The 13803-nt window shown below is 44.2% G+C and carries 12 protein-coding genes; 4 read left to right on the top strand and 8 right to left on the bottom strand.

Going from position 1 to position 13803, the window contains the following annotated elements; all coding sequences use genetic code 11:
• The first annotated feature begins 4 nt into the window (after window positions 1–4).
• On the top strand, window positions 5–409 hold the full coding sequence (locus tag R8G66_23350) for a thioesterase family protein (GenBank protein MDW3195332.1): 405 nt from the start codon (window positions 5–7) through the stop codon (window positions 407–409).
• Window positions 406–1254 (top strand): SDR family NAD(P)-dependent oxidoreductase, encoded by an 849-nt coding sequence (locus R8G66_23345; GenBank protein ID MDW3195331.1) that lies wholly within the window; start codon window positions 406–408, stop codon window positions 1252–1254. Before R8G66_23350 ends, R8G66_23345 begins: the two co-directional genes overlap by 4 nt.
• 16 nt (window positions 1255–1270) lie before the next feature.
• Here the strand turns inward: R8G66_23345 and R8G66_23340 are convergent, their stop codons facing one another.
• Entirely contained in the window at window positions 1271–1924 is a 654-nt protein-coding gene (locus R8G66_23340; protein MDW3195330.1) for an alpha/beta hydrolase, read from the bottom strand.
• A 140-nt stretch (window positions 1925–2064) separates the two neighbouring features.
• Here R8G66_23340 and R8G66_23335 point away from each other — a divergent pair, with 140 nt between their 5' ends.
• Window positions 2065–2943: a DUF72 domain-containing protein gene (locus R8G66_23335; GenBank protein ID MDW3195329.1), complete on the top strand. Its 879-nt coding sequence runs from the start codon at window positions 2065–2067 to the stop codon at window positions 2941–2943.
• Window positions 2944–2965: 22 nt separating this feature from the next.
• On the opposite strand, the gene R8G66_23330 is transcribed toward R8G66_23335, so the two are convergent.
• From R8G66_23330 to R8G66_23320, 3 genes are read right to left on the bottom strand one after another with little or no spacing between them, the layout of a single operon-like run.
• A complete protein-coding gene (locus tag R8G66_23330; protein MDW3195328.1) occupies window positions 2966–3661 on the bottom strand; it encodes a class I SAM-dependent methyltransferase in 696 nt (231 codons plus the stop codon).
• Window positions 3658–4704 carry a PorP/SprF family type IX secretion system membrane protein gene (locus R8G66_23325; GenBank protein ID MDW3195327.1) on the bottom strand — a complete coding sequence of 349 codons (1047 nt, stop codon included), beginning with the start codon at window positions 4702–4704 and terminating at the stop codon, window positions 3658–3660. The genes R8G66_23330 and R8G66_23325 overlap by 4 nt, the downstream gene beginning before the upstream one ends.
• Window positions 4704–5636 (bottom strand): hypothetical protein, encoded by a 933-nt coding sequence (locus tag R8G66_23320; GenBank protein ID MDW3195326.1) that lies wholly within the window; start codon window positions 5634–5636, stop codon window positions 4704–4706. Before R8G66_23320 ends, R8G66_23325 begins: the two co-directional genes overlap by 1 nt.
• Before the next feature lie 275 nt (window positions 5637–5911).
• On the opposite strand from R8G66_23320, the gene R8G66_23315 reads away from it, so the two are divergent.
• On the top strand, window positions 5912–10489 hold the full coding sequence (locus R8G66_23315) for a PKD domain-containing protein (GenBank protein ID MDW3195325.1): 4578 nt from the start codon (window positions 5912–5914) through the stop codon (window positions 10487–10489).
• Window positions 10490–10503: 14 nt separating this feature from the next.
• Here the strand turns inward: R8G66_23315 and speB are convergent, their stop codons facing one another.
• From speB to nudK, 4 genes are read right to left on the bottom strand one after another with little or no spacing between them, the layout of a single operon-like run.
• Entirely contained in the window at window positions 10504–11313 is an 810-nt protein-coding gene (speB, locus tag R8G66_23310; protein MDW3195324.1) for an agmatinase, read from the bottom strand.
• A 12-nt stretch (window positions 11314–11325) separates the two neighbouring features.
• The gene (locus R8G66_23305; protein ID MDW3195323.1) at window positions 11326–12186 is read right to left on the bottom strand and encodes a hypothetical protein; all 861 of its coding nucleotides are present in this window, start codon (window positions 12184–12186) and stop codon (window positions 11326–11328) included.
• Complete coding sequence (locus tag R8G66_23300) at window positions 12179–13030, bottom strand: hypothetical protein (GenBank protein MDW3195322.1); 852 nt, start codon at window positions 13028–13030, stop codon at window positions 12179–12181. Before R8G66_23300 ends, R8G66_23305 begins: the two co-directional genes overlap by 8 nt.
• On the bottom strand, window positions 13027–13611 hold the full coding sequence (gene nudK, locus R8G66_23295) for a GDP-mannose pyrophosphatase NudK (GenBank protein MDW3195321.1): 585 nt from the start codon (window positions 13609–13611) through the stop codon (window positions 13027–13029). Before nudK ends, R8G66_23300 begins: the two co-directional genes overlap by 4 nt.
• Between the last annotated feature and the right edge of the window lie 192 nt (window positions 13612–13803).

Below are 13803 nucleotides of genomic sequence, written 5' to 3'. Positions count from 1 at the left end.
CATCATGTCAGCACAAGAAATTTTCGAACTTCCCATTACGGTAGAAGCACATCATTTGGATGACCTGAACCACGTAAACAATGTGGTTTACCTGCAATGGGTGCAAGATGTGGCCGCCGCGCACTGGAATCATAAGGCCACGGAACAGATGAAGTCAGGTTATATCTGGGTGGTGTTGAATCACTACCTGGAGTATAAGAGGCCTGCGTTGCTAGGCGAAAAGTTGACGGCTCGTACCTATGTCCAAAACTACGATGGACCGAAATCCGAACGACATGTGGAGATATTAAGAGGAGATACGCTGCTGGTCCAGGCAAAAACAACCTGGTGTTTACTGGACAAGGCTAGTCAGCGACCGAAGCGGGTTCCACAGGAATTTGGTGATCTTTTTATTCCAGCGGGTCAATGAATAAAAGCAATAGCCTGGTCATTACGGGAGTTTCCACCGGAATTGGTCATGAACTGACCAGACAATTTCTCGAAAAAGGCTATCGGGTTTTCGGAAGTATTCGAAAACAAGCAGATGCGGACCGGCTTACCTCAGAATTTGGTGAAGGTTTCACACCACTATTATTCGATGTGACGGACTATGTAGCGATTGATAAAGCAGTATTGGAAGTGGAGCAAGCCGTGGGCGATGAAGGCCTTGCTGGGTTAATCAACAATGCTGGAATTGCGGTTGGAGGTCCATCCTTGCATGTAGATATCAAAGATTTTGAATATCAATTCCAGGTCAATGTTTTTGGGTTGATCAAGTGTACCCAGGCTTTTGCTCCCTTGCTGGGCGCCCGGAAAAATCATAAGTCCGCTCCTGGGAGGATCATCAACATCGGATCTGTTTCTGGTAAGCTTGGGATGCCGTTTGTTGGACCTTATGTTGGCTCGAAATTCGCGTTAGAAGGACTATCTCATAGCTTCAGGAGAGAGTTATTGCTTTACGGGATTGATGTGATTGTCATTGGCCCAGGTCCGATCAAGACACCTATTTGGGAGAAAAGCATCAAGTTGGAACCCTACTACGACACGCCGTATGGTGAAATGCTTCAGCGATTTGAGAAAGGGATGGTCAAGAAAAGCATCGAGCGCGGATTTACGCCTGAATACCTCTCTGAAAAAATTGTAAAGATTTTTGAAAAACGGAGACCCAAAACCCGTTATACAATGGCTCCTCAGGCCCTGGTGAATTTCTACCTTCCAAGACTTTTACCCGATCGTTGGCTCGATGCGATTACGAAGAAGCTGATGAGAGTTTAGCCAGTAAACAGGTTACTTAAGTAATCTGTTTACTGGTGATCACTTGGTTAAGCACCTCACTCACTTCTTCTGCTCGATTCATCACCATGAAGTGCCCGGCATCTGATATAGTGAATATGTCTTGATTCTTGGGATGCTTAAAAAGACGATCCGATGATCCGTGAAGGCTTACTATGTTGTTAGCTTTTTCTCGATTGTTCCACTTTGAAATTTCGCCCAGGGCCCAGCGCATAAAATCAACATCAGTATCCTTGATGATTTGCTTGAGTTTCGACTTGTATTGAGGTTCGGAAACACTGAAAAGAAAATTTGCCAAAAAGGGTGGAGGTTTCAAGAGGGATTTAGGAAGGAGCTGAAAAAAACCAGTTTGACCCAGAAAACGAAAAACCTTAGGGATGTTTGTTTTACTGGTGGTAGATGAAATCAAGATGATCTTTTCAGGGGTCAAAATCTTATTGAGTTCAATGGTCAGCATTCCTCCAAAGGAGACTCCAATTATTGCGTATGGTACACTACTGTCAATTTGCTCAGAAAACCGAGTTGCATAGTCTGAGATTGATTCGTCTGGTTTTGGGTTGATCCATTTTAAAGGAGTTAACTCAAAATTGAGTTTTAATTCGGAGAAGACCCGTTCATCTACCCCTAATCCACCGATTCCATATACTTTCAATTGGCTCTGAAATTTGTTTGAAACAACATTGGTAAAACCAATGAATTATGCAAGATGATTATTCAAATTCTGTAGAAGTCAACGTGAAACTTGAATTGATTAATTTACATAGCTAGAAATTAGCGGCTATAATCTGACTCATGAAGTTTGGAAGTGTTGAGAATCCTGAAATGGTCGATTTTACAATTCCATCAGATCATTCAGCAACAGCCGGTGTACTTGCAAAAGGCACAGGAGGCTTGAAAGAAGTCTTCGTTGGTTGTGCGAAATGGAACAAGAGTGATTTGAAAGGGTTTTATCCTCGAGGAACGAAGGATGAACTGGCGTACTACGCGCAACAATTCAATTCCATTGAGCTGAATGCAACCTTTTACAACCGATACAGCCCTGACCATGTAGTAGAATGGCGTGAGAAAACACCTGATGGCTTTAAGTTTTTCCCAAAAGTTCACCGCTATATTAGTCATATTAAACGACTGAATAATGTAGAGATGTCGTTGGAAGAATTTTGTCAAACCGTCCGCTCGTTTGAGCATAAACTTGGGATGGCTTTTTTGCAGGTTCACAACAACTTTGCGCCTAAAAACATGGATCGACTGGTGTCCACGCTGGAATTTTGGCCCAAGGACATTCCTTTGGCAGTCGAACTTCGACATACGGATTGGTTCAATGATGAAGTAGTTGCCGAGGAATTGTATGATTTACTAGAATCACACGGTGCCGCCAATATTATCGTCGATACGGCTGGTAGAAGAGACCTCATGCACATGCGATTGACCACACCAGTTGCATTTGTGAGATATGTTGGGGCGAACCATTCGAGTGACTATGATCGACTTAATGACTGGATCGAGCGGATCAAAACCTGGAAAGACCAGGGTCTCGAGAAACTGTATTTTTTCATTCATCAAAACTTAGAAAAAGAGTCGCCGCTATTGAGCTATCAGTTCATACAGGAGTTGAATAAGGCCTTTGATTTTGAGTTGAAGTTGCCGGTGAAGCAGCGCGTCAAACAGTAACCTGATTTTTCCAATAATCGGATTAATTAGAAATCCTCCCCAAATACTGCTGATACTCGTCAGTGTGTAGTATCTCAAAGTTCAGCTTTAGCTGTTTGCAGATACTGAAGAGCGTATCCTGATCCACATATACCCAATCAAACCAGTCGTCGGTTTGACCTTTGTACTCGTAGCGGTACCGCACCTCGCCATAATAGTCAAAAGCCTTATCTTCTGCTTCACCAGCATAGAGATAGCTGATGTCAGAGGAGTCGAAAATCAATTGCCCATCGGGTTTTAAGAGACGCAGACACTTTTCGAGAAATTTAGGTACCCTATCCAGTGTACCAGCCAGGCCCAGTCCATTCATCATAGCAAGGACCGTATCATATTGTCCAGTGTGTTTCCAAAAATCATCATGTATCACAGACTTAACACCTAATGCCTGCATCAATTGTGAGCAACCGCCATCACTTTCCAGAGCGGTTACTGATTTGCCCATGTCCTGCAGAATCAGACTCAAAGCCCCGGCGCCGGCGCCCAGGTCCAGAATTTCTCCCCGGCAAGAATGTAGCGCCATCTTTTCAATATCACTTAGGTCGTCTTGCTCTCGGAAAAAAACCTCCACCGACATTTCTTCAGGCTCCCCGTAGGTGTTATGCAAGATCAATGGATAGGAAGTGTCACATTCCACATAATCCATCAGGGATTCAACAAAAGGACTGAACTGTTGCGTCATGATTTTTTACGAGTTGGCGTTTTTACGGGTTTGACAAAAACGGGACAGGGTTTATTCTTTTTATAAATGACCGTTCGTTTTCGACGTGGTTCAGGTGTGTTGATGATGACCGTGAATTCCAGGCTTGTCTTCTGGGTACTTTCTCGACTTAAGGGAGAAATATTCCAGTCATAGCTTACACCCAGATCAAACAGGCCGTAAGTTAAGCCAGTTACGATGATTGCCCCTTCATTGGAAATGCCATAACCTCGATAGCCGAGCCCAGCGAACATTGCGACTTCTTCATTGAATTGTCGCTTCACATGAAAGACCGTACCAAATTGTTTGGCAGTAGCCGTGTACATCACCTGGCTCTCGGAAATCAGGGACCATGAGGCATCCAATAGGTAATGCGACCGGTGATGTATCGCAAATCGCAAAGGCGTTACGACACGTTGATCAGACAGGGCTTCATTCGGACGGTTGAGATGTGCAACAGAAAATCCGGTTTTCATCTGGTATCGGCCACCGATGACAGAATGCCACATGACCCCCAGGTTGATGTCCAACTGCTTGCGGTTAAAATCCAGGGAAGTTTCATTGTTGCTACCCAGGTCAAAGACACCAGTCGCCGAATTGAACTGAGAGGGGAAGGTCTGACTTGGGTCAATACCCGTATCAGACATGCCTAACTGAATTCCTGCTGAAAGGGTATTGGTGCCTATTTGCTTAAGATAACTTGAGCTGATGAACAGGCTATTGGTGACATAACCCACTTGTCCCGCTTTATCATTGATGAACAATGCACCGATGCCAATGTAATCACCATTAAGCCAGATTTTGCTATCTACACTGGCACCGGTGGTTTGAATTGGTTTTCCTAGTTGGTTCCACTGCCTACGGTTCACCAAAGCCGCCCGAACCGGACCTTTATGGTCACCTGCAAGGGCGGGATTCAGTAATAATGGTGACGCATAAAATTGTGAGAAATGAGGGTCTTGACCCACGAGTAAATTGGGCATTACCCAAAGGAGTAACGCGCCCAGGAAGAATAGCTTTCTCATTACCACCAGTCATTTCTGTTGTAAGAAGCAGCCATTTTTCGCAGTTGCCCACGGCTAAACCCTCCGTTGCAGTAACAAGGATCATCAGGAAAATAGTATGCCATGATGTTATCAATATCCGGCTCATAGTAGTCACCGTTGGCATCCCTGCCGTCATAGATGTAAACGCAGTTGCCATCTATCCAGACAGTTCCATTGGGGTCATTGGGAATATACGGATCCGCGGGTGTATCACAAATTTGATCACCGGTCGTTTCGCAATTGCTGCCATCTACAAGTTCCATGGAAGCATCGAAGGGCTCACCTTGTGCGGAGGCGATCACGTCTCCGGCGCCAAAAGTATGTGCCAGTCCAAATACGTGACCTAATTCATGGGTGACCGTGCCACTGTTTTCCAGCGAGGCATAGGGTAAGAACATGCTTTCTCCTGAAGCGATACCTGCTGCACCATCTAGCACACCCGCAAAAGCTTCAAATACAAATAGGTTGATGCGATCCGCTACTGCATGATTTTTAACCATCTCATCAAGTCGCCAGGTATCTTCCGGACGATTGAACCGATAATTATCTACGATGCGCACACTGTCTTCGGTCTCGAAAGAGATGCCGATATCTGAAAACGCACTACTGGCGTCGGCTACACTGTTTCGAACGGTGGATACCTCCGCGTTTGTAAGCGTCATGCCGAGAGAGTCACGAACAATGTGTAACTGGATGAGGAATTTCTTATTGACTTGTGGCAAACTGGAATCCCCTAAATGGAGATGCTGGGTGCAGACTGGCCCAAAGGCACGAGCTTTAGGTAAGAAACAGGCATGGAAGGACCTTGAAGGAATGAGATCAGGTTTCGTGGAAGGTGTTGATGCCCAAAATGACAGGATAGCAAGCAGTCCCAACAATCTCAAACTGAGGGAGAAAAAACGGTTTTTCATACAAAATGGCGAATTGGACGAATCCCGGTCAGTTGCTTTTTGTCGTGAGCTAGCAGGTGCAATTTAGAAGGCTAGGAAAGTCAAAACAAGAAAAAATGAGAAAAATTTGCACTAAAGTATTATTTTTTTGAATAATTCTGTGATATTTGCCCAGCTCTGGTATTCAAAAACGCCCCTCAAGAGCTGCTTAGCAATAATCTTCCGCTTTTCAACCACAGAAATCGCTCACTCAGCTATAGCGACTGTTTTATTATTCGCCAATTGTTACTCGTTCCATGCGAACCGCGTTAGTCGCTTTATTGCTTTTATTTTCCTACTCTCACCTCGTTGCACAAACACTAGCTACGACGAATGGTTGTGTTTCCCGCGATCAATCCTTTGTTTTAAATGGTTTCGGAGGTGGTACAGTCTTTTGGTGGGATTTTGGTGATGGCACCAGGATTTCTGGCGATACCGTGGCCTATGTTTATACGCTTTCCGATGCTGGATCATACACGGTCAATGCCTATGACGATGCCGCGACAACTTCTCCATTAGCCACGTATAATGTGGAAGTATATGAAATTCCTGAAGTAACCATCTTCTCTTCGGCCAGCGAAGGATGTGCTCCCTTTGATGTACGATTCTGGTATGAGTTGAATTTTTCAACTTCCAAAACAGATATTCCACTCGGAGACCTGACTTGGATCTTCGGCGATGGCAATTCCCTCGTTTCTGCTGATGATACAGTGACTTATACTTACGCCAGTTCTTTAGGTCCTGGAAATAAATATCAGGTGGCAGTGGAAATTGCAACAGGTATTGACTTGTGTGCGCCTTATGCCAGCGAGGAGGATTTTATCGAAGTTTGGGATATACCTGAAATGGATTTCGAAACCAATTCCAGTACCCCCTGTGAAGCGAGTTCTGAGATTTCATTCAATAACAACACGACTGATGTATATGCGCTGACTTACCAATGGGATTTTGGTGACGGTACCACCAGTACCAATGAAAACCCACCAGCCAAAACCTACCCAACAGGAACTTACAACATTCAATTAATAGCAACCAATGCACAAGGTTGCCGTGACTCATTAACAATAACTGAATCAATAGGTGCTCCCTCCATCATCTTACCTGATACTGTCTGCAAGGACGTCCCATTGACCATATCCTCCTCACTTGGATCCAGCTACCGGTCGATAGACTGGGATTTCGATGATGGAGCGGAGTACTTTGATTCAGACCGAAACCGCTATTTCAGTATCAGAGATACGTCGGATTTGGCAGGTATTGAGATCTATTATCGAACAGCAGGAATGAAGTATATCAGCCTGGATGTAGCCGTGCGAGGTTGTACAACCCCTACCATTATTGATTCCGTTTATGTGCAGGAAATCCTGATTGATGCGATTGCTGATCCTGGCGCAGGATGTGACAATCCAATTACAGTAGATTATCAACTCGTGAATACGGACGCCAGTTTGCCTACCTATCAGTGGGTCTTCGAGGGAGATTACCTGACCAGTTCTTCGGATGAAACCGCCACCAATGCAACCGCCTCTTATTTTGATCCGAACGATACGCTGGAATACGGATTAGTATCTGAGACCCTGTACAGCAGCCAGTTGGTCGTGACCGATGGACTCACAGGTTGTTTGGATACAGCGACAGTAGAGTTTACACATACGCCACTTTCGGCAAGGGTATGGTTTAATAGTGGCTCTGCATTGTTGTGTGAGACTGATGCAGAAATAACGGTAACAGATAGTGTAACGGTGAGTGATACAGACCCCCTCGTTTCCTGGTCCTGGGATTTCGGCGAGGGGGCTGGTTTTACGACCTATACCACTGAACAGGACGAGTGGGAGCATACTTATGCTTCTGCCGGAACCTACGACGTATTTGTGGCCGTCGAAAACAGTTCCGGTTGCCAGGATACCTCCTTTGCCGCTGAAGTACATGTTGGAAAATCATTCAGCGCCAGTGATATCAGTTTCTCAATCGAGGGCCTGGGCGGAACCCCAATTACGACAACTTGCAAGGAAGATTCTTTCAATCTGGTAACGAATACTGCAATGGTTGACTTCAGTCTGATCGATGCATTCCATTTCTATGCCGATAGCAATCGGGTTTTTCATCAGTCTTCAGAAAGCTCGGTGAAATGGGGGTTTACGGAAGTAGGTACACATGAAGTCTCCCTGGTTTTAGAATCTGCTGGTTGCTTATCCGAATCCAATGCACAAAATATTCAAGTAAATGGTAACAAAGCCGAATTCGCTTTTGGGAGTCATTGTGATACGCCACTGGATTATCGGTTTTACTCTTCGTCTATCTCGACCGGTACGCAAACCTTGGGTTGGGAATTTGGTGATGGTAGTACTGCAACCATTGCAGCGCCTACGCATACCTATGTCCATGATGGCATGTCAGGACAGGATCATTCGGTTAAACTAACCGTCTCTGATGATTCAGGGTGTGAAGCCGACGAGGTGACCCACAAGGTGCAAGTGCGTCAGATAACGGCGAGCCTTTCAGGTGGTTCATTGGCCTGCGCAGGTTCAGAAATTGAATTTGATGCCAGTGGTTCTGTGGATGTGGCTTGTCGAGGGTACAGTTTCCAATTTCCTACGATCGAAGATGTCCAGCGTCCTTACACACATTCCCATGATTCCCTGGTTTATCAGATTCCGGATACCTTGAGTCAACCACAGGAAGTATGGTTAGTGGTCAAGGACGATAACGGTTGCCAAGACACAGCCACTTTTGCATATGATCCGGATATCATTATCCCGATGCTATCCGTAAGTGATACGTTTTTATGTAATGGACAGACTTTCAATCTGAGTGCTACGGCAACTTCGGACAATACTCTGGATTCTGTTACCTGGCTGATCTCCAGTTTAACGACGGATACCATATTCGGAGGAACTGATCTGAGTTTAGAATATACACTGAGCGAATCAGTAGGAGATTCCATTTTCGTTTCTATGAGAATTGCTGATAGTGTTGGTTGTTCCTATGCCATAGAGGATACCTTACTTACCCTGTTTTATGAGCCGCTGGACCTCCGGACCAACATTGACCAGGGAGGAAACGGACGTTGTACAGACCAGGAATTCACGTTGACCGCAAGAGACCGCTCCAGTAATTCAGGACTTTCTTATTCCTGGGACATTGATGATGATGGATTAGCGGACGTTTTGGACACCATCCAGTCTGGCCCGATCTCTTTTGCCACCGAAGGAGATTATGATATTACGCTTTATGGTGAAACGGCAGATGGTTGTCGGGATTCTGTAGACAGAACAATTACGGTCCAGACCTCTCCGAAAGTTGGCTTTTCATTCGATACAGACAGTAGCTCTGATACAGTGTATTGCGATCCTCTGTTTGTCAATTTGATGGATACTACCTTGTCCAACAGCAGCTATTCCGTACGTTGGGACCTTGGCAATGGTGTTTCCAGCTCCTCATCAGATGTCAGTTCTTTTTATAGCAAAGGAGCATGGGAAGTCACGCTTAACGCCGAAACGGATAATGGTTGCATCGATTCTGTATCCGTGGCTTTCAATGTGAATGCGCCTGAAGGGGATTTTGACATTCTGGACGATCAAATTTGTGCAGGTGATCTGGTGCCTTTCACGGCAATGGATACCGTAGATGTAGATTCTATGGCCTGGGTATTTGGTGATGGTGCACTGGTCACCTCTGGAGATGGTTTGAACATTGGTCAGGTCATGGACACCAGTCACGTGTATAATTCGACACCTGACAACTTCCAGGCGGTGGCCCGATTATTTTTATACTCAGATAATGGTTGTGCGTCCGAGGTTTCAGATACGGTATTCTTCCATGAGGTGAAAGCTGATTTTCTAACGTTGAATGGTGAGGGAATTGAAGACAGTATTTTGTGTGTAGGTGAGGGTATTACCTTGCAAAGTCAGGCACAAAATGCTGATACCTACAGTTGGATCATTCCTAATGAAACACCACAGGATGATGTGGGAGCTACCTTTTCATATACCAATCCCGATACTTACAGCTTTACTCAGATTGTCGAAAATTTTGAATTCGGATGTGTGGATAGCCTTACCCGCAATGTGGTGGTAGAAGGTATCCCGGATATCGATTTAACCTTATCAATAGATACGTTGTGCTATGGCGAATCGCTCACTGCAACCATAGATGATCCAAACGATTCCAGTTTGTATCTGTGGGGACCCACTGAGTACTTTGGATCCGGGGGTGGTAGTTCAGCCACTGCCATCCCTGATTCATCTTTCACCTTGACCATCACAGAAGAGAATTATGCTGGATGTGTTCAAACCATGGATACGGCCATTCAGGTGATTTTGCCATATATGTTTGCCGATTGGGACACCACGATCCAGGAAGGTAAAACAGCTAAGCTTCCGATTGTACTTGAAGAATTGTATCAATTTGATGTATCTCCAAAGGAAGACCTGAGCTGTCTGGATTGTGATCGACCGGAGGTATCCCCTCTGGAGGATGCTTTTTATGAATTGTATGTCCAGGACATCAAAGGTTGTTTTGATTCTACTTACAATCTGACCGTTTATGTCATCCCACCTTCGTTTATCAGCATGCCCCAATCCTTCACGCCGAATGGTGATGGCGTTAATGATATCGTCTTTGTGCAAGGTTGGTTATTGGAATCCTTACTGGAATTCCGAGTCTTCAATCGCTGGGGAGAGATGATCTTTTCGACCAACAACATGGAAGAAGGCTGGGATGGGAAATATAATGGAAGACTTCAAAAATCAGACACCTACGTCTACAAAGTAAGGGCCATAGGGGTAGATGGCGAGGAGGTGAACCTGGAAGGGTACTTGAATTTGGTGAAATGATCTTTTAAGCTTTGTCATCCTGAGCCTGTCGAAGTGAACATCTTCCCCATCAATTCCTTCATCATCTTGTATGCCACCATGGCAGTCATGTGATTGATGTCTCGCATCGGATTGTATTCCACAATGTCTGCTCCAACGATCGGGACATTCACTTTTTGGATGATATCAAGAATATCTCTGTTGGAAAGTCCCCCGGGTTCATGGTGGGAGACACCCGGTGCAAAAGCTGGATCCAGAACATCCAAATCCAATGAAATGTACAAGGGGCCTTGTAACCCTACAATGAAATCAAGATTGAAGTCTTTGGCTTCTACTATGTTCACACCGTATCGTTCTGCTTGTTCTTTTTGATGTGAGTTGAAGGTGCGGATACCTACCTGTGTCAGACCAGACACTTTTCCTTCTTCCATGATTCGGGCAAAAGGAGAGGCATGTGAGTATGGATTGCCTTCAAAATCTTCGTAGAGGTCTGCATGTGCGTCCAGATGCAAAATATGCAATCCAGAGTACTGCTCCGCGAATGCGCTGATTATTGGATCACTGACGGAGTGGTCTCCACCCAACGAGAGTACTTGATCACCGTTTTTAATTAAAGACGCAATGTTCGATTTAATGGTCTGGAACACGGCTTTTGGCGCAGGGTCTTCGAACATCAGATCACCTGTATCGTGATAAATGACTCCTTCTTTGATCTCAAGGACATCTTCCGTAAACTGATTGGCTGATCCTTCTTTGTCAGCGAGACGAATTCTGGGAGGGGCATAGGAGGGGCCACGCAAAAAAGAAGAATTGAGATCGTAAGGAATGCCAAGGAGTTGGATCATGCCTTGAAGATATTAAAAAAGTCGTTGAAGGGCCTTGAGTTTGAACTGTTCATAGATTGATTGTGGAGATGCTTTTGCAGCCCGGTCGTAAAATTCATAAGCTTCTTTGAAATGACGCTTACTTTCCAGCGTTGTAGCAATTTGTAAATACTCAATACTTGCCGATGCATTACAGGGCGTGAAGCCGGGCTGTTTATCTTTCACCTGGAAACCGATAGTACCCGCATATTCATCTTCATGCCCCAAGTCAATTACAAAAAGATTTTTGGAGGTATTTTCCGGAATAGGGATTTCGATTCTTCGATGATCGGTGCGAAAAGAGGAAACGATATTGTCGTCAAAGTCTCTGATAGATATCTCTACTTCGGGGCTGACTGAAGTATCTTTTCGTTCCCACCATAGACAAATGAGTTCATCACGATTGATTTCAAAAGTGGAACTGAAAGGATACAAATAATGATAGTCCGGTACTATTCTGGTTGATGCAGTTGGCGTGTTTTTATAGGGTATGTCGCTGAAAAGGAATTTCAATTCAACAGGTACTGATTGATTGTCATTCGGACTGTGCGCGACTGCATTGCCAGCGACTAGTATGGTGTCTCCTACATACTCAAAGAGCCGGCCAGAGTAATGTTGTAAGAGCACATATCCACCCTTTAAAGTGATCAATTCATCGGATTTCAGGGTCTCGAATCGTTTCAAGGGTGCATGATCTTCTTTGAATGCTCCCGTAGCATGAAGGACGATGGCTGGTCTAGAAAGATGCTCGGGTTGATTATTGAGTAAGTGCTGATTATAGACGCAGGAAGTGGTGGTCAGTACCATAAGTACCGAACAAAAAGGAGTAATTATTTTCAATAATGATCTATTCATTGGCAAGCCTGCTTTGTGCAAATTGGTAGATCAACTGGTAAAGCTCATGTGTAGAACTTTGAGCTGACTTGTCATAAAAGATCAAAGCTTCTTTGTTATTTCCATGTTCCTCAAGCATTTGAGCGAGAAATAGGAATTCCGGTGCACGTTGGGAATCGCATGGAGACAGACTGGACTTTTCGGTTTCAATGTCGAAACCCAGTCGTTCCGAAAAGTCATTTTGATCATCGTATACTTCAACTACCAAAAAGTCATTTTGGGGTTCTGGTATTTCAGGAATTGGTAATGTCAGTACAGTCGTATCTATTGCTATTTCCTGAATGAGATTCTCAAAAATATCTTTCAATTCAATCCTATAGTGACCTGCAGGTTGAAAGTAATTGGTGGTCTTCCACCATACACATAGCTCCTGATCACGCGTTATTTTTTCACTTGGCTGATGTGGGTAAATGAACTCAAATGAAGGCCTAGTACTGGATATGGTCTTAGGATGTTCTCGTCTGTTTTTTGTTGAATCAAACAGGCAAGGGATAAAGTTTTTTTCTAGAATGCTAACAATCGGTTCATTAGTATCCTGAAAATCAGAAGCCAGAAAATTTTTGTTTTTTGATAGGTGCAAGGAATGATTTTGGAGATGAAACAATACTAGAAGACCATGCTCATTTTTGATGTAATCTCCTGGGTAAATCAAATCTTCTTTCTTCAGTGAAGTGCCACTCCGAAAGGCCGCCTGTTGATAAATGACCTGATATATTGCCGGATCGCTTTTATCCTGAGATTTAGCAATGGTTGGAAACAAAGCCCATATTACCATACTTATCTTTAACGATCGTAGTAGCCTCATTTCATGACTCCTTCAATCACTAAATGCTGCAGCAACATGATCGTTTTGGCATCCTTGATCTCACCAGTTTTGATCATGTTCAATGCCGCTTTAAAGTCTAATTCTAATACTTCAATGTTTTCTTGTTCATCTGCCAGCCCGCCACCTTCGCTGACTTTCATATCCTGGGTATACTCGGCAATGAAGAAATAGAGAATTTCTGTGACGGAGCCAGGAGACATATAGACTTCATAGACTTTTTGCACATTGGAGATTTGATAGCCGGTTTCTTCTTCCGTTTCCTTTCGGATGCAATCTTCAGGGCTATCTTTATCCAATAGTCCTGCACAAGCTTCAATCATCATGCCCGTGTCGTTGCCATTGACATAGGTTGGCAAGCGAAATTGGCGAGTAAGTATCACGGTCTTCTTTCCTTGATTGTACAATAGGATGGTAGCCCCATTTCCTCGATCATACACTTCACGCATTTGTTTTTCCCAGGTGCCATCGACATGTTGGAAGTCGTAAGCATATTTATGAAGGACGTACCAATTGTCAGAGAGGAGTTCTTTTGAAGTGATCTTTACTTGTTTACTCATAATTGCTCGGTGTTTTCTGCATAAAGATGTATGAGTTATTGCTCATATCACTTAAGCTACTTTAAGATACACGCTGAGTGAAAGAATCGATGGAATTTATCGTCAACTCCACGGGTTATTTCGATAAATAGCTCGAACTATCTACCTTTAAATAATAGTGTCTAGGAGAATTTTCGAAATAATAGAAAGCCTGTA

Source organism: Cytophagales bacterium, from assembly GCA_033344775.1.
Lineage (GTDB): Bacteria > Bacteroidota > Bacteroidia > Cytophagales > Cyclobacteriaceae > JAWPMT01.
This window is presented reverse-complemented; position numbering and strand designations above follow the sequence as displayed.

Coding starts and splice junctions, on each gene's coding strand:
- R8G66_23320 (MDW3195326.1), bottom strand. CDS start 5,636: ATGAAAAACCGTTTTTTCTCCCTCAGTTTGAGATTGTTGGGACTGCTT.
- R8G66_23350 (MDW3195332.1), top strand. CDS start 5: ATGTCAGCACAAGAAATTTTCGAACTTCCCATTACGGTAGAAGCACAT.
- R8G66_23345 (MDW3195331.1), top strand. CDS start 406: ATGAATAAAAGCAATAGCCTGGTCATTACGGGAGTTTCCACCGGAATT.
- R8G66_23305 (MDW3195323.1), bottom strand. CDS start 12,186: ATGAATAGATCATTATTGAAAATAATTACTCCTTTTTGTTCGGTACTT.
- R8G66_23315 (MDW3195325.1), top strand. CDS start 5,912: ATGCGAACCGCGTTAGTCGCTTTATTGCTTTTATTTTCCTACTCTCAC.
- R8G66_23330 (MDW3195328.1), bottom strand. CDS start 3,661: ATGACGCAACAGTTCAGTCCTTTTGTTGAATCCCTGATGGATTATGTG.
- R8G66_23325 (MDW3195327.1), bottom strand. CDS start 4,704: ATGAGAAAGCTATTCTTCCTGGGCGCGTTACTCCTTTGGGTAATGCCC.
- speB (MDW3195324.1), bottom strand. CDS start 11,313: ATGATCCAACTCCTTGGCATTCCTTACGATCTCAATTCTTCTTTTTTG.
- R8G66_23335 (MDW3195329.1), top strand. CDS start 2,065: ATGAAGTTTGGAAGTGTTGAGAATCCTGAAATGGTCGATTTTACAATT.
- R8G66_23300 (MDW3195322.1), bottom strand. CDS start 13,030: ATGAGGCTACTACGATCGTTAAAGATAAGTATGGTAATATGGGCTTTG.